The sequence below is a fragment of the uncultured Tenacibaculum sp. genome, from assembly GCF_947498805.1.
GTDB lineage: Bacteria > Bacteroidota > Bacteroidia > Flavobacteriales > Flavobacteriaceae > Polaribacter.
Window position 1 is genome coordinate 415,829 of sequence record NZ_CANMLT010000004.1, and the last position, 22,014, is coordinate 437,842.

At 33.4% G+C, this 22,014-nt stretch carries 18 protein-coding genes; 9 read left to right on the forward strand and 9 right to left on the reverse strand.

Annotated features, from left to right (window positions below):
- Positions 1–882: an ACP S-malonyltransferase gene (fabD, locus tag Q0873_RS10240; RefSeq protein ID WP_299106803.1), complete on the forward strand. Its 882-nt coding sequence runs from the start codon at positions 1–3 to the stop codon at positions 880–882.
- 61 nt (positions 883–943) lie between these two features.
- Here the strand turns inward: fabD and Q0873_RS10245 are convergent, their stop codons facing one another.
- The 3 genes from Q0873_RS10245 to Q0873_RS10255 form a co-directional block, all read right to left on the reverse strand.
- Positions 944–3,781: a pitrilysin family protein gene (locus tag Q0873_RS10245; protein ID WP_299106805.1), complete on the reverse strand. Its 2,838-nt coding sequence runs from the start codon at positions 3,779–3,781 to the stop codon at positions 944–946.
- A gap of 79 nt (positions 3,782–3,860) precedes the next feature.
- A complete protein-coding gene (gene galE, locus Q0873_RS10250) occupies positions 3,861–4,874 on the reverse strand; it encodes a UDP-glucose 4-epimerase GalE (protein WP_299106807.1) in 1,014 nt (337 codons plus the stop codon).
- Between the two features lie 46 nt (positions 4,875–4,920).
- Entirely contained in the window at positions 4,921–6,048 is a 1,128-nt protein-coding gene (locus tag Q0873_RS10255; RefSeq protein WP_299106809.1) for a DegT/DnrJ/EryC1/StrS family aminotransferase, read from the reverse strand.
- 64 nt (positions 6,049–6,112) lie between these two features.
- Here Q0873_RS10255 and Q0873_RS10260 point away from each other — a divergent pair, with 64 nt between their 5' ends.
- Positions 6,113–8,494, forward strand: a complete 2,382-nt coding sequence (locus tag Q0873_RS10260; protein WP_299106812.1) for a penicillin acylase family protein — start codon at positions 6,113–6,115, stop codon at positions 8,492–8,494.
- A gap of 298 nt (positions 8,495–8,792) precedes the next feature.
- Here the strand turns inward: Q0873_RS10260 and Q0873_RS10265 are convergent, their stop codons facing one another.
- From Q0873_RS10265 to Q0873_RS10290, 6 genes are read right to left on the reverse strand one after another with little or no spacing between them, the layout of a single operon-like run.
- Positions 8,793–9,527: a nitroreductase family protein gene (locus Q0873_RS10265; protein WP_299106814.1), complete on the reverse strand. Its 735-nt coding sequence runs from the start codon at positions 9,525–9,527 to the stop codon at positions 8,793–8,795.
- A 26-nt stretch (positions 9,528–9,553) separates the two neighbouring features.
- Positions 9,554–10,927, reverse strand: a complete 1,374-nt coding sequence (locus Q0873_RS10270) for an aldehyde dehydrogenase (protein ID WP_299106816.1) — start codon at positions 10,925–10,927, stop codon at positions 9,554–9,556.
- Positions 10,927–11,958: an alkane 1-monooxygenase gene (locus Q0873_RS10275; RefSeq protein WP_299106818.1), complete on the reverse strand. Its 1,032-nt coding sequence runs from the start codon at positions 11,956–11,958 to the stop codon at positions 10,927–10,929. Before Q0873_RS10275 ends, Q0873_RS10270 begins: the two co-directional genes overlap by 1 nt.
- Positions 11,959–11,987: 29 nt before the next feature.
- Positions 11,988–12,674, reverse strand: coding sequence for an RluA family pseudouridine synthase (locus Q0873_RS10280; RefSeq protein WP_299106820.1), 687 nt, complete (start codon positions 12,672–12,674; stop codon positions 11,988–11,990).
- Between the two features lie 6 nt (positions 12,675–12,680).
- Positions 12,681–13,292: a ribosome biogenesis GTP-binding protein YihA/YsxC gene (yihA, locus tag Q0873_RS10285; RefSeq protein WP_299106822.1), complete on the reverse strand. Its 612-nt coding sequence runs from the start codon at positions 13,290–13,292 to the stop codon at positions 12,681–12,683.
- 18 nt (positions 13,293–13,310) lie between these two features.
- On the reverse strand, positions 13,311–14,075 hold the full coding sequence (locus Q0873_RS10290) for an alpha/beta hydrolase (protein ID WP_299106825.1): 765 nt from the start codon (positions 14,073–14,075) through the stop codon (positions 13,311–13,313).
- A gap of 204 nt (positions 14,076–14,279) precedes the next feature.
- Between Q0873_RS10290 and mraZ the strand changes: the two genes are divergently transcribed.
- Genes mraZ through murD form a run of 7 tightly spaced genes read left to right on the forward strand, consistent with a single transcriptional unit; the run spans position 14,280 to position 22,009 of the window.
- On the forward strand, positions 14,280–14,747 hold the full coding sequence (mraZ, locus tag Q0873_RS10295) for a division/cell wall cluster transcriptional repressor MraZ (protein ID WP_299106827.1): 468 nt from the start codon (positions 14,280–14,282) through the stop codon (positions 14,745–14,747).
- Positions 14,734–15,633: a 16S rRNA (cytosine(1402)-N(4))-methyltransferase RsmH gene (gene rsmH / locus Q0873_RS10300; RefSeq protein WP_299106830.1), complete on the forward strand. Its 900-nt coding sequence runs from the start codon at positions 14,734–14,736 to the stop codon at positions 15,631–15,633. Before mraZ ends, rsmH begins: the two co-directional genes overlap by 14 nt.
- A complete protein-coding gene (locus Q0873_RS10305) occupies positions 15,626–15,958 on the forward strand; it encodes an FtsL-like putative cell division protein (protein ID WP_299106833.1) in 333 nt (110 codons plus the stop codon). Before rsmH ends, Q0873_RS10305 begins: the two co-directional genes overlap by 8 nt.
- Positions 15,959–15,965: 7 nt before the next feature.
- Positions 15,966–17,978 (forward strand): penicillin-binding protein, encoded by a 2,013-nt coding sequence (locus Q0873_RS10310; protein ID WP_299106835.1) that lies wholly within the window; start codon positions 15,966–15,968, stop codon positions 17,976–17,978.
- Positions 17,979–19,442 (forward strand): UDP-N-acetylmuramoyl-L-alanyl-D-glutamate--2,6-diaminopimelate ligase, encoded by a 1,464-nt coding sequence (locus Q0873_RS10315; protein ID WP_299106837.1) that lies wholly within the window; start codon positions 17,979–17,981, stop codon positions 19,440–19,442.
- A 4-nt stretch (positions 19,443–19,446) separates the two neighbouring features.
- Entirely contained in the window at positions 19,447–20,673 is a 1,227-nt protein-coding gene (gene mraY / locus Q0873_RS10320) for a phospho-N-acetylmuramoyl-pentapeptide-transferase (RefSeq protein WP_299106840.1), read from the forward strand.
- 1 nt (position 20,674) lies between these two features.
- Positions 20,675–22,009 (forward strand): UDP-N-acetylmuramoyl-L-alanine--D-glutamate ligase, encoded by a 1,335-nt coding sequence (murD, locus tag Q0873_RS10325; RefSeq protein ID WP_299106842.1) that lies wholly within the window; start codon positions 20,675–20,677, stop codon positions 22,007–22,009.
- Positions 22,010–22,014: the final 5 nt, after the last annotated feature.

Genomic DNA, 22,014 nt, shown 5'->3' on the forward strand with positions numbered 1-22,014 from the left:
ATGAAAGCATATATTTTTCCAGGTCAAGGAGCACAGTTTACAGGAATGGGATTAGATTTATATGAAAACTCACCATTAGCTCAAGAACTATTTGAAAAAGCAAATGATATATTAGGTTTTAGTATTACAGATGTAATGTTTGAAGGAACCGCAGAAGAATTAAAACAAACAAAAGTTACACAGCCAGCTATTTTCTTACATTCGGTAATTTTAGCGAAAGTATTAGGAGATGATTTTAAACCAGAAATGGTTGCAGGTCATTCACTAGGAGAATTATCAGCATTAGTTGCAAACGGTGTGTTGTCTTTTGAAGATGGATTAACATTAGTTTCTAAACGTGCAATGGCAATGCAAAAGGCATGTGAAATTCAACCATCTACAATGGCAGCAGTTTTAGGATTAGAAGATGCTGTTGTAGAAGAAGTATGTAAATCAATTGATGGAGTTGTTGTTGCGGCAAATTACAACTGCCCTGGTCAATTAGTAATTTCGGGAGAAATTGAGGCAGTAGAGAAAGCTTGTGAAGTTTTAACTGAAAAAGGAGCAAGAAGAGCTTTATTATTACCAGTTGGAGGAGCTTTTCATTCACCTATGATGGAGCCAGCTCGTGAAGAGTTAGCAAAGGCAATTGAAGAAACTACTTTTAGTGAGCCTACTTGTCCGGTGTATCAAAATGTAGTAGCAAAAGCAGTAACAAATCCTGCAGAAATTAAAGAAAACTTAATAGCACAGTTAACAGCTCCTGTAAAATGGACACAATGTGTGCAAGCAATGATTGCAGATGGCGGAACTGAATTTGTTGAAGTTGGACCAGGTAAAGTTTTACAAGGTTTAATGAGAAAAATAGATAGAAGTGTTACAGCTAGCGGAGCAGCTTTGTAATAAAGGAAATACTATAAACATAAAAGGCTCGCAAATTTGCGAGCCTTTTATGTTTAGTAAATTATTGTTTTAACTTTTCTTGCAACTTGTTTAGTATAATTGGCTCTCCAAAACCTAAATCTTTCATTCTTTTCAATTGTGTTTCTGCATCACCAACAACTAACCAAATCATTTTATTTGGGTTAACGTATTTTGTAGTTAATTCCTTAATTCTTGGAATGGTCATGTCATTTACAATTTTTTCACGATTCTCTACATAATTAGGGTTTAATCCATAACTACTAATGTTTTCTAACATTCTTAATTTAGCTCTCATTGTTTCAAAAGCTCTTGTATTACTTTTAATTAAGAAGCCTTTAGTGGTTGCTAAATCCTTTTCATTATAGTTGTTGCCGTAGTTATCTAAAATTTGTTTAACTAATTGAGCAGCTTCTAAAGTAACATTGCTTCTTACACCACTAGAAATAGTAAACGCTCCTTTCTCTTTTGTTCCAGAAAAATTAGAGCGTATACCATAGGTATATCCTTTCCCTTCACGTAATTGTTGTGTTAACTGAGAAGCAAAACCACCACCACCTAAGATGTAGTTCATTACGGTAGCTGGATAATAATCTGGATCGTTAAAAGCCAAGGCTGGTGATCCAAATCGTAATTGTGATTGTTTTGCATTTGGAATATCGTAGAAATATACGGTAGATTTTTCCGGTGCCTCAGGAGTTTTGTATTCTGGAATTACAACTTCTTTAGCTGCCCATTGAGAAACTAAATCATTCAATGAAGTAGTTACTTTTTCTTGACTAATATCTCCAACTACATGCATTTTAGCTACAGAAGGAGAAATATTGTTTGTATAATAAGCTTTTAAATCATCTATTGTAATTGAATTTATAGATTCAATAGTACCAAGAATGTTTTTAGATCGAATATTATCTTCTCCATAGATCAATTTATTATATGCATTATTAGCTACTGCTCTTGGACTGGCTTCTTGTGAACGTAGATTCGTAATAGCTCTTTTCTTCAATAAATCAAACTCAGTTTCATCCCATCTTGGTTCTAACAACATTTCTTTAACTAATGTCAAAGTAGCATCATAGTTTTTTGCTAACGTAGTTACACTAATTCGAATATTTTCTTTGCTTGCAAATACATTTATGCTAGCTCCTAATTGAGCAATTTCATCTTCAAGTTGACCAACAGTTTTATTTTTAGTTCCCTTTTCCATTAAATCAGCAGTTAAGTTTGCAACTCCCAATTTATCTAAGTTTTCTAATAGCTGTCCACCATCTATTACTAAGTTAAACTGTACCAATGGTACTTCGTCATTTTCAATACCATAAACTTTTAATCCGTTACTTAAGCTACTTTCCCATACTTCAGGAACCTTTACTTTAGGAGCAGGACCATATGGTGGCTCAATAGAACGATCAAAGGTAGATGGAGTTTTTTCATAAGTTGCGGCTATTGTAGGATCGAAAGATTCTTCTGCACCAACCACTATTTTTTCTTCTTTTACTTCAGCTTCAACAGAATTTTCTAAAGCAAGTTGCTTTTCATTTCGTGGAACGAAGCTGGTTGCAATAAAATTATGGTCTTTAATATATTTGTTATAAACATTCATAACATCTTCCTTTGTAACGGCTAGAGTGTTATTAATGTCTTCGGTAACAAACCCAGGATTTCCAGTATAGGTGTTGTAAGAAGCCAAACGAGTTCCTTTACCTAAAACACTTGATAAACTGCTGTAAAAATCTGTCTCTAATCCTGCTTTGATACGATCTAAATCTTTTTGAGGAATTCCATTTTTTTCAAAATCTGTAAAAGCTATATCAATTCCTTTCTTAACTTCATCTAACTTAGTGTTGTTAAAAGCTCTTACAATAAGTTGTACTTGTCCCGCTATTTCAGAAGTGAAGTTAAACATTGTAGTTCCAGAAGTTAGTTTTAAATTATCTACCAATACTTTGTTTAATGGAGCTTTTTTTCCTGTAGATAAGTATTCTGTTAAAATATCTAATGCATAAGCATCTTTATGATATTGTTCTACTGTTGGCCATGTTAAGGTAAGTTCAGGTAAGCGAGCAAAGTTATCTTCGTAATATAAATACTCCGTTTCTTTAACTACTCCTGGACGCTTTTCAATACTTGCAATGTCTCCTCCTCTAGGAATTTCATCAAAATATTTATGAACCCATTTCTTAGCTTGGTCAACATCAAAGTCTCCCGATAATACTAAAGTAGAGTTATTTGGAACGTACCATTTTTTGAAGAAGTTTTTAACGTCATCTAAAGTTGCATTTTGTAAATCTTCTAATGATCCAATTACCTGCCAATTGTAAGGATGATCTTTTGGGTACAAGTGTTTGCCAATTACATATTGTCTGTGCCCATATGGTCTATTGTCGATACTTTGTCTTTTTTCGTTTTTTACAACCTGTTTTTCTTTTGCTAATACAGGGTCAGTAACCGTATTGATAAACCATCCAAGTTTATCCGCTTCTGCCCAGATCATTTTTTCTAAAGCATCGTTAGGTACGGTTTGTAAATAGTTTGTTCGATCTCTAGAAGTTGAACCATTTGCTCCAGATGCTCCAATACGAGCACTCATTTTATCTAAACCACCTTTTCCTAAATTTTCAGACTCTAGAAATAATAAGTGTTCGAATAAGTGAGCAAATCCCGTGCGGCCTTCTATTTCTCTGGCAGAACCCACATGAACCATCAATTCAACGGCTACGACTGGGTCCGACTTGTCAACATGAAAAATAACATCTAAACCATTGTCTAGGGTTACTTTTTCATATTTGATTTTTAATTCTTTTTTAGTAGGGTTTTCTGTTGATTTACTACAGGATAGGAATACCAACAGGAATACTGAGAGTAGTATATGTTTAGTCATGACTATTGTTGTTTATAAGCCATGAAATTACTAAAATTGAAAAGGTTTAGAGTGCTAAATATATGTTAAAAGCTGTTAATTAGCCTTTTTGCGATTCTTGCCATTTCCAGGCTGATAGTAAAGCATCGTCTAAGCTTTTTTCAGTTTTCCAATGAAGTTCTTGGTTAGCAATGGTAGTATCAGCATAAGCGGCGGTGACATCTCCAGCTCTTCTAGCTACGATTTTATAGTTTAATTTTTGATTGGTAACCTTTTCAAAAGAATTTACAATTTCTAATACTGAGCTTCCTTTTCCTGTACCTACATTAAAAAACTCAAAATTTTGTTTGTTTTTTTTGTCAAGCAAACGCTGTAATGCTGAAATATGAGCTTTAGCTAGATCAACCACATGAATATAGTCTCTTACAGCTGTTCCATCTGGAGTCTCATAATCATCACCAAAAATAGAAAGTTGTTCGCGAATTCCAGCAGCGGTTTGTGTTACATAAGGAATCAGATTTTGCGGAACCCCTAAAGGTAATTCTCCGATTTTTATAGAGTCATGGGCTCCAATAGGATTAAAATAACGCAATGAGATAGCATTCATATTATGTGCTGTACAGCTATCTTTTATTATTTCTTCTCCTATTTGTTTAGTGTTTCCATAAGGAGATGCAGCTGGTTTTATAGGTGCATTTTCTGTAATAGGCAATTCGTCTGCTTGACCATATACTGTACAAGAAGAACTGAAGATAAAATTATCAATATTTCTATCACGCATTTCTTGTAATAAATATACTAAGCTACCAATATTGTTTTCATAATAATCTAATGGCTTTTGTACACTTTCTCCTACAGCTTTAAATGCAGCAAAATGAATTATTCCATCAATAGTGTTTTCATTAAAAAAGTGTTGTACATTTTGTTTACTGCGCAGGTCTAGTTGATAAAAATCAGGTTTAATTCCTGTTATTTTTTCAATATTGTCTAAAACTTCAATTTTAGAGTTTGATAAATCATCTATTATTACAACTTCAAACCCTTCGTTTTGTAATTCAACTACGGTGTGAGAACCAATAAAACCTAATCCGCCAGTAACTAAAATTCTTTTCATATGGCTAAAATAAAAAAGCTCAGTTATTAACCGAGCTCTTTTTAATTTATTTAATAAAATCGTTAATTGTTTTTGTGATAAAAGCTAGTTGTTCTTCGTCTAACTCTGTATGCATTGGTAAAGAAATTACCTGGTCAATTAATTCATTAGTTATTTCAAAGTCAGCTTCATTATATCGTTCATCTATATAAGCTTTTTGCTTATGAAGTGGAACTGGGTAATAAATAGCATTTGGAATATTATTATCCAATAAGTGTTGGTGTAATTCATCACGTTTTCCGTTTGTAATTTTTAAAGTGTATTGGTGAAAAACATGTGTTGTAAAAACACTTATTGCTGGAGTAACAATGTAAGGGTTGGTAGCAAAAGCTTCAGTATAATACAATGCAGCTTTTCTACGAGCATCACAATATGAATCTAATAATGGTAATTTTGCTTTTAATACAGCGGCTTGTATAGAGTCTAAGCGAGAGTTAACTCCTACTACATCATGATAATAACGCTTATACATTCCGTGGTTAACCATTCCTCTTAATATATGCGCTAATTCATCATCATTGGTAAAAATGGCACCACCATCACCGTAACAACCTAAGTTTTTAGAAGGAAAAAAAGAGGTAGTTCCTACGTTACCCATTGTTCCGGCTTTCTTTTTGCTTCCATCAGAGAAAGTATAGTCAGCACCAATAGCTTGGGCATTATCTTCAATAACAAATAAATCGTGCTCTTTTGCAATTTCTAAAACGGCTTCCATATTAGCACATTGTCCAAATAAATGAACAGGAACAATAGCTTTCGTTTTGGGAGTGATTGCTTTTTTCAAAGCTTCAATATCTATATTAAAAGTATCTGGTTCAACATCTACTAAAACAGGAGTTAGGTTTAACAAACCAATAACTTCTACAGTTGCAGCAAAGGTAAAATCAGCAGTAATAACTTCATCACCCGGTTGTAATCCAAGTCCCATCATTGCTATTTGTAAAGCATCTGTTCCATTTGCACAAGGAATCACATGTTTTACATCTAAGTATTTTTCTAAATCTGCTTGAAACTCTTTAACATAGGGTCCGTTTATATAAGCAGAAGAGTTTAGTACTTCTTGAATAGAGTTGTCAACCGTGTCTTTTATATGTTGGTATTGACTTTGTAAGTCAACCATTTGAATTTTTCTCATGGTCTAAAATTTAGCAGTTCAAAAATACGACATAATTCCGTTATATTTGAAGAAAAACGAACAGATGCGTATGTTAAAAAAAGTACTTAAAATACTCTTAGGTTTATTAATATTATTGATTGCTTCTGGTTGGATATTCTCCAATATGATGAAACCTACTTATGATGGTGAATTAGAACTTAAAAATATTTCAGAAAAAGTAACTGTATACTTTGATGAAGTAGGAGTTCCACATATAAACGCCGAAAATCAAAAAGATGCATATACGGCTTTGGGTTATGTACATGCACAAGACAGGCTTTGGCAAATGGAATTAGTTCGCAGAATATCTGCTGGACGTTTGGCGGAAGTTTTTGGAAAAGATTTAGTGCGTGTAGACCAGTTTTTTTCAGGTTTAGGAATAGAAGAAGCTGCTGTGAAAACTATCAAGAATTTAGATAAAAGCTCACAGGCATATCAGTTAGCAGAAGCATATTTGAATGGGATTAATCAATTTATTGAAGAAGGAACTACACCGTTGGAATTTTATTTAGTGGGGGTACAGAAGGAAAAATATACGATGAAGGATGTGTACAATGTTTTTGGATATATGGCCTTTAGTTTTGCAGTTGCTCATAAAACAGATCCAATGTTGACTGAGATAAAAGAGAAATTAGGAGATGTATATTTTAATGAGCTAAATGGCGCAACTTCTGAAAACTTAACCCTAATAAAGAATTCGAAAGCTCCAGAATTGAAAGCTGATTTTGCAAAAGCTATTAATTTGATCATGGACAAACTGCCTGTATCTCCATTTATAGGAAGTAACTCTTGGGTGTTAGCTCCGCAAAAAACAAAAAATGGCAAAGTAATTTTTGCAAATGATCCACATATTGCATTTTCTCAACCTTCGGTTTGGTACCAAAGCCATATTAAAACTCCAAATTACGAGATGTATGGATTCAATTTGGCGTTAACTCCATTTCCATTATTGGGACATAATAGAAATTACGCATATGGTTTAACCATGTTTGAAAATGATGATGTAGATTTTTATTATGAAGAAAATAATCCTAATAATCCATTAGAATATAAAACACCAAATGGATTTGAAAAATATCGAATTGTAGAAAAAAGGATAAAAATAAAAGGAGAAAAAGATACAGTTTATCAGGTAAAAGAAAGTAAGCATGGACCTATAATGAATGGATTGATTGAATTTATTGATGATGAGCGTCCGATAGCAGTACAATGGATTTATACCAAACTTGAAAATAGGCTGTTAGATGTTTCTTACGAAATGTCGCATGCAAATTCATTGGAAGAATTTAAAAAAGGAGCCTCTAAAATTCATGCACCTGGATTAAATGTAATGTATGGAGATGCACAAGATAATGTGGCATGGTTTGCTTCTGCAAAATTGTATAAGTATCGCGATAGTTTGAATACTAAAACTATTTTAAATGGTGCATCTGGAAAAGATGAAATACAAGAGTATTTGTCTTTTGAAGAAAACCCACAAGCGATTAATCCAAGTTGGAACTATGTATATTCAGCGAATAATCAACCAGATTCTATTGTAGGTATGTTGTATCCGGGATACTATTTGCCAGAAGATAGAGCAAGAAGAATTGAAAACTTGTTAGATGCAAAAAGTGATTTTACTAGGAGAGATGTTTCAGAAATGATTTACGATGTAACTTCACCAATAGTTCCTGAGATTAGTAGAAACTTATTGAAGAGTGTTGGTAAGAATCAGCTAACAGCTAGCGAAAAGAAAGCAATGAATATCCTTCGAAATTGGGAAGGAAATTATGAAAAGAAAGAAGTAGGACCAACGATTTATACACGTTTATGGTATGAGTTTGTAAAGAACACCTTTAAAGATGAAATGGGGGATGCTTTTGAACAATTTGTAAATACACCTTTTGAAGAAAAAGTAGTAGCGAGTCAAGTAAGAAAGGAATCTTCTGTTTGGTGGGATGATATTACAACTAAAGAAAAAGAAACCAAAAGAGATATTGTTACTAAATCATTTCAAGAAGCCATTCGTTTTTTACAAAAACAACTAGGTGAGAATGTAGATGATTGGCATTGGAAACGTGTAACAACGGTAGAGTATGAGCATGCTATTGGAAAAGCAGGTGGATTATTACGAAAGTTTTTTAATGTAGGTCCATTTGAAACTGTAGGAGGAGATCAAGTAATCAATAATCAGATTTATAAGATTGATAGTACAGGGTATTATAAGATACACGCAGGACCTTCTACACGTAGAATTGTAGATTTTTCAGATGTTGAAAATAGCATTACAATTCTCCCGACAGGACAATCTGGGAATGTGTTTAGTCCTTATTACAAAGATCAAGCAGAGAAATATGTAAAAGGGGAGTTTGTAAAAATGAAATTAAACCAAGAAGAAATAGAACAATCTGAAAATAAGTTAGAGTTTTTACCAAAAAAATAAATTCTTGTCATTACGAACAAAGTGAAGCAATCTCTCTATAATAATAGGGAGATTGTTTTATTAATTTAAAAAAGTTATGACTATCCCAATAAATAAAATAGTAATTATCATGTTGTTGAAAGCATGGCCATGGATATCAAAGTAGTTCTTCTCTTTATTGGGACCGAAGGCATATTCTTCAAATGTGAATTTAGGTTTATTTAATAAACTTCTCCAAATTGATCCATAAACCCATCTTAAAGTACCGCCAATAAAATTGAATAGTAATCTTACTATTTCAAAACCCCAGAAGTCCATTTTATATTTCAGTATAAACCTCTTCAAAAGGAATTCTAAAACGTTCACCATATACTCCTTCTGGTTTTCTAATTCCACAAGAAACAATCATATTTACTTCAGCACCAAAAGGCAACCCTAACAAGCGCTTTACACGCCAAGTATCAGATCCTTCCATAGGACATGTGTCATATCCTTCTGCAGCCATTGACAGCATAAAGGATTGTGCTGCCAGTCCACAAGTTTTATGAGCTACAATACGCATATCACTATTACGAACTTCTCTATAAATAGGTCTGAATAATCCGGTGATTAAAATCATTAGATATTTTAACCATCCCACAATTCCGAAGAAATCGAAATAAGCAAACGGAATTACTTTTCCGTAATAGTTACGAGCTACTTTTTCTCTACTACTCCATTCAGATTTTGGGTTGTTTTTTCCAAAGACTTTGTCCATAAAAGCTAAATTAGCCTTTGCTCTTTTACGCCATAAATCTTTTCGAACCACAAATACTACCAATTGTTGAGCTGTTCTAGCTGCATTTTGGTTAAAACACATGGGAGCAATTTTTTTTATGGTGTCTTTGTTGGTAACATGGTAAAACTCCCAAAGTTGCATGTTGCTACTGGTTGGAGCTAAACTTGCTTGTTCTAAACATTTTCTAACAATAGCACTATCAATAGGTTTTTCTGCATCGTATACTCTTACTGAACGACGGTAGTTGATAGCTTCTGATACGGTTTTTTCTATCATTAATCTCTTTTTTAAAAGGTTAAGACTTATCCTAACTTCATTAATGTTTTTAACTGTTTTAGCTTTCCTTTGTATGGAGCATAACGCGTTGGGATGTCTAGCCATGTCCCTCGAGTTACCACTCCTTTTTTATGAGAAAACGCGTCAAAAGTTTGTTTACCATGGTAACCTCCAATTCCGCTTTCACCAACACCACCAAAAGGTAATCTATGATTTGCAAAATGAACGGTAGTATCATTGATAGTTCCTCCACCAAAAGAATAGCGTTTAATTATTTTTTTCGCAAAAGAGCTTTTATTGGTGAATACGTATAAAGCAAGTGGTTTATCGTATCTTGAAGTAATCTTTTCTATGTCTTGCTCTGTTTCATAAGAAATCATTGGGAATATAGGTCCAAAAATTTCTCCTTTCATAACTTCGCTGTCTACACTAGGCTCATCAATAAGTGTAGGTGAAATATAACAATCATCTCTATCTGTTTCTCCACCGATAACACAGTTTTCATTCTCAAGCATAAGTGCCAAGCGGTCGAAATTTCTAGTGTTTACAATTCTTGGGAAATCTTCTGATGCTTTAGGATTTTCGCCATAAGCATTCAAGATTTCTTCTTTAAAATGTGAAACAAACTTCTCTTTAACAGAGGAATGAATCAATAAATAATCAGGAGCAATACAAGTTTGTCCACCATTTATATATTTCCCCCAAACCAATCGTTTAGCGGCTAATTTTATATTGGCTGTTTCATCAACAATACATGGACTTTTTCCTCCTAATTCTAAAGTAACTGGAGTCAAATGTTCTGCTGCAGCTTTGGCAACAATTTTTCCAACCGGAACACTTCCAGTGAAGAAAATATAATCCCATCTTTGGGTTAATAACTCTTGAGCAACTGGTACGCCGCCTTCTACTACTGCAATATGTTTTTGATCAAATACGGCTTCAATAATTTCTTTGGTAATAGCACTGGTGTGTGGTGTTAATTCTGAAGGTTTCAGAACAACAGTGTTTCCTGCAGCAATGGCTCCAACAATTGGAGCAAAAGCTAACTGGTATGGGTAATTCCAAGGAGCAATAATTAATACCGTTCCATAGGGTTCCTTATAGATTTTTGCTCTAGAAGGAAAGTTTAGCATCGAAGGTAACACTCGTTTGGGTTTGCTCCAAGAATGAATGTTTTTAATAGCCATTTTTAGCTCAGCAATTACAATTGAGGTTTCGGTCATAACCGCTTCATATTCCGATTTCTTAAAGTCGTTATGTAATGCTTTTACAATCGCATTTTCTCTTTTAACAAGTTCTTTTAAAAGCTTTTTTAGCGTGTTTTTTCTAAAAGAAATGTCTTTTGTTTGTTGAGAAGCGAAAAAGTTTTTTTGAGCTAATATAAGTTCAGGGATATTCATTATAAATCTTGAAGTTTTTTATTCATTAATTTAAACCATAAAGGAGGGAAAAGTGCTACCAACATCATTCCTGGGTAACCTGTTGGCATTTGTGGACTTTCAGGTAATGATTTTAAAAGTTGGTAATGTTTACTTCCGTTATAGTGATGGTCTGAGTGACGAGATAAGTTGAATAACATAATTTTTCCTACAACATGATCAGAGTTCCATGAATGAGTTCTCTTTACACGCTCATATCGTCCATGTTTATTCTTTTTTCGTAACAACCCGTAGTGTTCTATATAATTTACAGTTTCTAATAGTAAAATTCCAAATACAGAAGCAGCTAAAAATGCAAGTAAAGAACTTAGTCCGAAGAAAAAGAAAATTCCAACTAATAAAAGAACATTGCATATTGTGTAAATTAACATTCTATTTTGAATATGAAACCAGGTTCTATCTAGGTTTTTTAAACGCTTGTTTTCAGCTTCCCAGGCTTGGAAATAGCTTTGGAAATGAGAGCGAATCCAAAAGATGTAAACGACTTCATTTTTTCTCGCAGTAGCGGCATCTTTAGGAGTGGCTACGTTAAAATGATGACCAGCATTATGATAAGGTAAAAAATGAGTGTTTAAGGAAGTTAATAACAAAATTTCACCTAAAAGTTCATCGAAACGATTGTTTCGGTGGCCTAGTTCATGACCAACATTTATACCAATTACTCCGCACATTAATCCCATTGCAGAAATACGTCCAATGTGTTCTAGAGTAGTTAATTCTACATTTTGAAAGCTCACTAGAAACCATCCTAAAAAGAATAATTGTATGGGTAAGGTGAGATAAAGGATATATGTGTAAAATTTGTTTGCTTTTTCGATTTCCTCTTGGTCTTTATCAAAATTATCTTTGTCAGGATTGAAAAATAGTTCTAATAAAGGAACAAACCCGAAAAAGGTAATAATAGGTAAAATGGTTAACCAACCTGATGATGTAAATGAAATGTACACCGTAACAGGAAGAATTAAAATGGAGAGATATTTTAAGACTTTCATTTTACTTGAAATTTGCTTAAAGATACAAATTACAAGCAAGCATCCCAAATTGGATCTTGTGGTGTTGGAGCGGTTATTTTTATAGTTTCTTTGCTAACAGGATGTGTAAATTCGATTTTTCTAGCATGTAGGTGAATACTTCCGTCTTTATTGCTTCTTTTAGCTCCATATTTTAAGTCGCCTTTAATGGTAGAGCCAATAGTAGAAAGTTGCACTCTAATTTGATGATGACGCCCTGTTTCTAAGTCAATTTCTAACAAAGAGTAATTATCTAATTTTTTTAAAACCTGATAGTGAAGAATGGCTTTTTTACTTCCATCAACTTCCTTGTTAAACGCAGTTGATTTATTGTTTTTTTGATTTTTCTTTAAAAAATTAATTAAGGTATCAGTGTTTTTCTTGGGTTGATTTTTAACAACTGCCCAATAGGTTTTTTTTATAGTCTTTTCACGAAGCATTTTATTTAAACGCTCCAAAGCTTTTGAAGTACGTGCATAAATAACAATCCCTGAAGTAGGACGATCTAAACGATGCACAGTGCCTAAAAAAACATTTCCTGGTTTGTTGTATTTCTCTTTGATATATTCTTTGGCAACATCTAAAAGAGGTTTGTCGCCAGTTTTGTCTCTCTGTACAATATCTCCCGCACGCTTATTGACAACAATAATGTGATTGTCTTCGTGTAAAACTTGAAGGTTGTTTTTGGTAGAGTGCATTAAAAATTATTTAAAATTCCCAGCAACATCTTCGTTTACTTGATCAATAAAATTTAAAAACTCATCACGCCCCATTCCTGTAGTTGATGAGGTGACAAAGTTCATAGGAAGTTCTTCCCAATAATTTAATAACTTCTTCTTATAAGAGGTGATTTGTTTGTTAAGTTTAGAGCTCCCTAATTTATCAGCCTTTGTAAAAACAATACAAAAAGGAATTTGGTTTTCACCTAAGAATTGCATGAATTCTAAATCTATTTTTTGAGGATCATGACGAGAATCAATTAAAACAAAAGTACATACCAATTGTTCTCTTTCCTTAAAATAATTTTCAATAAAAAATTGAAAAATCTGGCGTTTCTTTTTTGAAACTTTCGCATATCCGTAACCAGGTAAATCAACTAAAAACCAATCGTTATTGATCTTAAAATGGTTGATTAATTGAGTCTTTCCAGGTTTTCCGGAAGTTTTGGCTAGGTCTTTTCGCTCCATTAACATGTTAATTAATGAAGATTTCCCAACATTAGAACGCCCAATAAAAGCATATTCAGGAATCCTATCTTTTGGAGCCTTCATAACATTGCTGTTACTCATGACAAATTCAGCAGACTTAATTTTCATAATGTTAAAGTTGAGAAATTAAATGTTTCGGTTTGTAAACCAGTCCTCAAGTAATATGTTAAATTGCTCAGGAGTTTCCATCATTGCCGCATGTCCACACTTATCAATCCAATATAAGTCTGAATCTGGTAATAATTTATGGAAATCTTCTGCAACTTCTGGTGGAGTTACCGTATCCTGTTTTCCCCAAATTAAACAAGTTGGGATGTCTAAATTAGGTAAGTCTTTTGCCATATTATGACGTACTGCACTTTTTGCAATGGCTAAGGTTTTAACCAATGTATTTCTGTCATTAATTACTTCATAAACTTGATCAAAAAGTTCATCGGTAGCTATTGCAGGATCGTAAAAAACTTCTTCTATTTTTTTGCGTACAAATTCTTTATCACCTCTTCTTGGGTAGTTATTACCCATTGAGTTCTCATACAATCCAGAGCTTCCTGTTAACACTAATGAAGCTACGTCTTCTGGGTATTGTTTTGAATAATATAAAGCAATATGACCTCCCAAAGAATTTCCTAAAAGAACAACATCTTTAAGGTTTTTATGTTCAATAAAATCGTGTAAAAATTTAGCTAAATTCTTAACGTTTGTTTTTAGTAATGGTAAAGTGTATAAAGGAAGTTCAGGTATAAAAACCCTGTATCCTTTTTTAGAAAAATGATTAAAAGTTTCGTCAAAATTACTTAACGCACCCATTAATCCATGTAGTACAATTATGGGTCTTCCTTCACCAGCTTCTGCGTATGTAAATTTGCCTTCTGTTTTTAAAAATTCAGTCATTATTTGATTGGTTTGACTTAACGACAAATGTAATTCTTTTTTATTACATATCGCTTGTAAATTTTTTAGTGCTGTATTTGGTGTAGAACGTTCAGAGAGTCAGTTTTTTAGCTAAAAAACCAAAACTTATCAACAAAGTGGTAAAAAGTGGTAAAAAGTGGGTAAAAATTTATATTTTTGAAAATGGAACCATAAAATGTCTTTGTGTTAAACTTAATTGGAACATATGAGTGTAAAGCTGATGCTAAGGGGAGGGTGATGTTTTCATCTGCTCTCAAGAAGCAATTGGCTCCTGTGTTGCAAGAAGGGTTTGTTGTAAAGAGAGCGGTTTTTCAACCATGTCTAGAATTATATCCGATGAAAGAATGGAATGTAATGATGGAAAAGATTGGGAAATTAAATCGATTTGTGAAGAAGAATAATGATTTCATCAGAAGGTTTACAGCAGGTGTAAAGATGGTGGAGTTGGATGGCTCGGGAAGATTGTTAATACCGAAAGACTTATGTCAGTTTGCAGGAATTGAAAAACAAGTTGTCTTGTCTTCTTCTGTGAATATCGTGGAGATTTGGGATAAAGATCAGTATGAGAAGGCTATTGATGATGCTGCAATTGATTTTGCAGATTTAGCTGAAGAAGTAATGGGAAATATAGATGTAGATGAATTATCATAGTCCAGTATTATTGAAGGAAAGTGTAGATGCACTTAATATTAAGGAAGATGGAGTGTATGTGGATGTCACTTTTGGAGGTGGAGGACATTCGAGAGAGATATTGAGTAGGTTAGGTGAAAATGGAAAGTTGTTTGCTTTTGATCAAGATCCTGACGCTTGGGAAAATACAATTGATGATGATCGTTTTGTGTTGATTCAAGAAAATTTTAGGTATATATCTCGCTTTTTGAGATTTCATGGGGTTAAAAAGGTAGATGGGGTATTGGCAGATTTAGGTGTGTCGTCTCATCAATTTGATGCTGCGGAAAGAGGGTTTTCAATTCGTTTTGATGGAGAGTTGGATATGAGGATGGATCAAAAGGCGGTGTTGTCGGCAAAAGAGGTGGTGAATACTTATGAAGAAGCAAATTTGGCTGATGTCTTGTATTTGTATGGAGAGTTGAGGAATTCAAGAGCTTTGGCGAGAACAATTGTAGGTGCAAGGAAAGATGAAGAAATAACAACAAGCTTTCAGTTAAAGGAAGTCTTGAAGAAGTTTTTACCAAAAGCTAAAGAGCATAAGATTTTAGCACAGATATTTCAAGCGTTAAGAATAGAAGTGAATCAAGAGTTGGAGGTGTTGAAGGAGTTTTTGCAGCAAATGCCAGATTTGTTGAGTTCAGAAGGTAGGTTGAGTGTGATTTCTTATCATTCGTTAGAAGATCGTTTGGTAAAACATTTTATAAGAACAGGGTTGTTTTCTGGAGAGCCAGAGAAGGATTTTTTCGGAAATATAGATGTTCCATTAAAAAAAATAGGGAAACTAATTATTCCTAATAACGAAGAGGTAAAAGAAAATAATAGAGCAAGAAGTGCAAAACTTAGAATAGCAACTTTAAATGAGTAATAAATTAAGGTCAAATATATATGATGTTTTAAAAGGTCGGTTTTTAACAGATGAGTCGTCTTTTAAAAATTGGCGTTTGATAGTTTTTATAGTTGGGTTGCTTTTAATAATGATAACAAGTGCACATAGAGCAGATCAAAAGGTTTTGCAAATTGCTGAGTTGAATAAGAAGAAAAGAGAGCTGAATGCCGAATTCATAGATACAGGTACTACGTTAACACGGATGAAGCTTGAGTCAACAGTAAGAAGGCAAGTTAAAAATAAAGGTTTAACGCCGCCAAAGTCCCCTCCACAAAAAATAAGAGTAACATATACAAAAGAATAAAAACGGAATGGTTATAAAAAAAGGCATATTAAATAAACTCTATGTAGTAGTTATTTTAATGACGCTTTCTTTTATGGTTGTTGTTTTTAGAATCTTTAATCTACAATATGTAAAAGGTGAAAAGTATCGTAAGTTATCTCAAGAGAAAAATATAAAGAACGATACCATTTTTGCGAATCGAGGAAATGTGTATGCAGCTGATGGAAATCTATTGGCTACTTCAATGTCTAGGTTTACCATTCGCATGGATGTGATGTCTGTAAATTCTAGGGTTTTTGAACAAAATATAAGTAGTTTGTCTAAAGAGTTGTCTAAGCTACTAGGTAAATCTGCTAATCATTATCAAAATAAATTAAGACAAGCTAGAAAACGTAAAAATCGATATTTACTGATTGCTAGAAATGTTGGGTATAATGATTATGTGAAAATGAAGAGTTTTCCAATATTTAAATTGGGTGTGTATCGAGGAGGCTTTATTGCGGAGCAAAAAACGGTACGTGTACATCCTATTGGTAAAATAGCGGAAAGAACTATTGGTTATGATAATCAAAGAGGAGGAGCGGGTATTGAAGGAGCTTTTGCTGAATATATGGAAGGTGAAAACGGTTGGAGATTAAAGCAAAAAATAGCTAAAGGACAGTGGAAGCCAATTAATGATGTAAATGAAAAAGAGCCAATAGACGGTCATGATGTAATTACTACAATAGATGTAAATATTCAGGATATAACACATCATGCACTGTTAAAACAATTGGAATATTTCGAGGCAGATCATGGTTGTGCGGTTGTAATGGAGGTAGAAACTGGAGAAATTAGAGCTATTTCTAATTTAGGTAGAACCAAAAGTGGGAAGTACTATGAAAAAAGGAATTATGCAGTTTGGGAAAGTCATGAGCCAGGATCTACATTTAAGTTAGCAAGTATGATGGTTGCTTTAGAAGATAAAGTAGCAGATACATCTACGGTAGTTGATTGTGAGAAAGGAAAGATTTTTATCAATAATAGAAAAGTAGAGGATAGTAGACGAGGTGGTCATGGTAAAATCTCTTTAGGAAGAGTTTTTGAAGTGTCGTCAAATGTTGGGATTGTAAAAACAATTAGAAAGCATTACGATAAAAATCCAGAAAAATTCACGAATAAAATAAAGTCTTTTGGTTTAGATCAATTAACGGGAGTTAAGATTAAAGGGGAAGGGAAACCGTTTATAAGAGATCCTAAAAGTAAAAGTTGGAGTCCAATTTCTCTAGAATGGATGGCTTGGGGGTATGGAGTACATTTAACTCCGTTACAAACATTGGCATTTTATAATGCTGTTGCTAATGATGGAAAACTGGTAAAACCATTTTTTGTAAAAGAATTAAGATCGGGTAATAAGATTGTGAAAAGTTTCGATACTGAAGTAGTTAAAGAAAAGATTGCTTCGCAAGTTACTTTAGACAAAGTAAGAAAGGTGATGGAGAATGTAGTGATAAAAGGAACTGCAAAAAATATTTATTCATCTAACTTTTCGATGGCAGGAAAAACAGGTACTGCTAAAAAATACATTCCTAGAACTAAAAATAGTAAGGGAGAATATGAGGGTGGTTATTATTCGAATCAACGATATGTCGGTTCTTTTGCAGGTTTTTTTCCTGCTAAAAATCCTAAATATTCTTGTATCGTAGTTATTCATGATCCAAAAAAAGAAAAAGGATATTATGGGAATATAGTTGCGGCTCCTGTGTTTAAGGAGATTGCACAAAAAATATATACAAGTACACCAATAAACAATCAATTGACATCAGATGAAAAGTTATATGCGTCGATAGATAAAAACTACGATAAATATTACAACAACTTAAGGAAGTATAAAACAATCATGCCTCGAGTTTTAGGGATGAGCGGTATGGATGCAATTGCCTTGTTGGAGAATATGGGGTTAAAGGTTAAGTTTTCTGGAATAGGAAAGGTAACTGAACAGTCTATTGAGAATGGTGTAAAGGTTAAAAAAGGAGCAACAGTTTATTTAAAATTATCATAGTTGAAGGTTTTAAAAGACATATTATATAAAGTACAGATAGATTCAATCATTGGGTCTGTTGATGTTGAGGTTAATGCAGTTGAATTTGATTCAAGAAAGGTGCAAAAGGGAAGTCTTTTCGTGGCTCAAAAAGGAGTAACTGTTGATGGACATAAATTTATAAGTAAAGCACTAGACTTAGGAGCTAGTGTTGTTGTTTGTGAAGAGATTCCTGAAGATATTAAAGAAGGTGTTACGTATGTAAAAGTAAAAAGCTCGGATGTTGCATTGGCAATAATAGCGTCTAACTTTTATGATAGCCCATCGTCTAAATTACAATTAGTTGGAGTAACAGGGACCAATGGAAAAACGACCATTGCTACGTTGTTGTATCAGCTGTTTAAAAATGCAGGATATAAAGTTGGGTTATTGTCAACTGTTAAAATAATGGTGAACAATACCGAATATAAAGCAACGCATACCACACCAAATTCAGTTGCAATTAATCAGTATTTGGCAAAAATGTTAGAAGAGGGTTGTGAGTATTGTTTTATGGAAGTGAGTTCACATGGGATTCATCAAAGTAGAACAGAAGGGTTAGAGTTTGTTGGTGGGGTTTTCACAAATCTTTCTCATGACCATTTAGATTATCATAGTTCTTTTGCTGAGTATAGAGATGTGAAAAAATCATTTTTCGATTCATTACCAAAATCAGCATTTGCATTGACAAATCTTGATGATAAGAATGGAATGATCATGCTTCAAAATACAAAAGCTAAGAAGCTAACCTATGCCTTAAAAACCATCGCAGATTTTAAAGCGAAAGTTTTAGAGAAGCGTTTCTCAGGAACTTTAATGACGATTAATAATATTGAGGTTTGGACAAAGCTCATAGGTCAATTTAATGCCTATAATCTTTTAGCTATTTATGGTACTGCTGAAGCATTAGGTTTAGAGAAGCTAGAAGTGTTAAGGTTGGTGAGTGAATTAGAAAGTGTAAGTGGACGTTTTCAATACACCGTTTCTAAAAATAATATCACAGCAATTGTGGATTACGCACATACTCCAGATGCACTTAAAAATGTATTGGAAACAATTAATGATATACGTACAGGTAATGAAAGTGTAATTACTGTTGTTGGATGTGGAGGTGATCGTGATAAAACTAAAAGACCGAAAATGGCACATATAGCAAGTCATTTAAGTGGGCAAGTAGTATTTACATCAGATAATCCCAGAACTGAAGATCCGCAGTCGATTCTAGATGAAATGGAAGAAGGAGTGGCTTCAGAAAACTATAAAAAAACACTGTCAATTTTAGATAGAAAACAAGCTATAAAAACCGCTTGTAAACTAGCTGATGAAGGAGATATAATTCTGATTGCAGGAAAAGGACATGAGAATTATCAAGAGATTAACGGGGAGCGTTTGCATTTTGATGATTTTGAAGAAGTAACAGAGTGCTTTAATCAACTAAAAAACTAATAAGATGCTGTATTATTTATTTCAATATTTAGAAAATGAATTCAACCTTGCTGGGGCAAGTGTATTTCAGTTTATAACATTTCGAGCTGCAGCAGCATTTATTTTATCCTTGTTAATTTCTACCATTTTTGGGAAAAGGATTATCAACTTTTTAAGAAAGCAACAAGTTGGAGAAACCGTTCGTGATTTAGGGTTGGAAGGACAAGTGCAAAAAGCAGGAACTCCAACAATGGGAGGTGTAATAATTATTCTGGGAACTTTAATTCCTGTTTTGTTATTGGCGAAGCTTGAGAATATCTATATCATTATTTTATTAATCACAACTGTTTGGATGGGACTGATTGGTTTTGCAGATGATTATATAAAAGTATTTAAGAAAGATAAGGAAGGTTTAAAAGGTAGGTTTAAAGTCTTAGGTCAAGTAGGGTTAGGTATCATCGTAGGTTCTATGCTGTACTTTCACCAAGATGTAACCATTAAAGAGCAATTGCCTCAAGAGCAACAAGTAATTCAGGAAAATGGAAAGAAAAAGGTTTTTGGAGAAGAACATAAATCAACAAAAACAACTGTTCCATTTTTAAAGGATAATGAGCTTGATTATGCGAAAGCATTGAGTTTTTTAGGAGATGGTTATGAAAAATATGCTTGGGTGATTTTTATTCCGTTTGTAATTTTTATCATCACTGCTGTGTCAAATGGAGCTAATTTAACCGATGGAATAGATGGTTTAGCTGCAGGTTCATCCGCCATCATGGTGATAGCCTTGGCTATTTTTGCTTGGGTTTCCGGTAATATCATTTTTGCAGACTATTTGGATGTAATGTATATACCAAACTCAGGGGAAATGACGGTGTTTATTTTGGCATTCGCAGGGGCTTTGATAGGGTTTTTGTGGTATAATACATATCCTGCTCAGGTGTTTATGGGAGATACAGGAAGTTTAACGATTGGAGGAATCATAGCAGTAATTGCTATTGCTATTCGAAAAGAGTTATTAATACCAGTTTTAGCGGGAATCTTTTTAGCAGAGAATTTATCGGTGGTGTTACAGGTGTCATATTTCAAATACACAAAAAAGAAATATGGAGAAGGACGACGCATTTTTAAAATGTCTCCTTTGCATCATCATTACCAAAAGTTAGGATATCATGAAAGTAAAATAGTGACACGTTTTTGGATTGTTGGAATTCTTTTAGCTGTGTTAGCTATAGTAACCTTGAAGTTGAGATAAGATGAAGAAGCTGGTTGTTTTAGGAGGAGGAGAAAGTGGAGTGGGAACCGCGATTTTAGGAAAACAAAAAGGTTTTGATGTTTTTCTTTCTGATAAAGGAAAGATAGCTGATAAATACAAAAAAGTTCTTTTACAACAAGAAATAAAGTTTGAGGAAGAGCAGCATTCAGAAGAAATAATATTGAAAGCTGATGTGGTGATGAAAAGCCCTGGGATTCCAGATAAAGTGGCGTTAGTAACAAAGCTTAAAAAACAAGGGGTAAAAGTAATTTCTGAAATAGAGTTTGCTTCGGAATATACAAAGGCTACTATTCTTGGAATAACTGGTTCAAATGGAAAAACCACGACAACAATGTTGTTAGGGCATGTTTTAAAACAAGCAGGAATTAATGTTGGAATAGGAGGGAATATTGGCGACAGTTTCGCTGAGCAAATAGCAAATAGTTCTCATGAGAATTATGTGCTGGAATTGAGTAGTTTCCAGTTAGATGGAATTGAAAATTTCAAGCCTCATGTAGCAATAATAACAAATATAACACCCGATCATTTAGATCGATATGAATATAAATTTGAGAATTACATAGCGTCTAAATTCAGAATAACAGAAAATCAAACAGAAGAAGATTTTTTGATTTACGATGGAGATGATGAAGTAATTAACGATTGGATAAATAATACTAAAATAAAAGCTCAATTATTACCTTTTTCATTAGAAAGAGAACTGGAAAGAGGAGCGTTTTTGAGAGGAGAAAATATAATTATGAAAATAAAGACAGAGGAAATTTTAATGAACGTATCTGGATTAAAATTACAAGGAAAGCACAATGTGAAAAATGCAATGGCTACTTCTATGGCTGCTAAGTTAATGCAGGTTAGAAAACAAACAATTGCAGAAAGTTTATCAGATTTTGAAGGAGTAGAGCATCGTTTAGAGAATGTGCAAAAGGTAAATGGAATCCAGTTTATAAATGATAGTAAGGCAACAAATGTAAATGCTGCTTACTATGCATTAGAATGTATGGATGTTCCTACAGTATGGATCGTTGGAGGAGTTGATAAAGGAAATGATTATAACGATTTATTACCATTGGTTCGAGAGAAAGTAAAAGCAATAGTTTGTTTGGGATTAGATAATCAAAAAATTATTGAAACTTTTGGAAACGTTGTGGAGAGCTTGATAGAAACTGCTGGTGCTGAAGAAGCGGTAAAAGTAGCGTACAAATTGGCTTCTAAGGGAGATACAGTATTGTTATCTCCGGCATGTGCAAGTTTTGATTTGTTTGATAGTTATGAAGATAGAGGTAGAAAATTTAAAGAGGCAGTAAGAGGGTTATAAGTTTA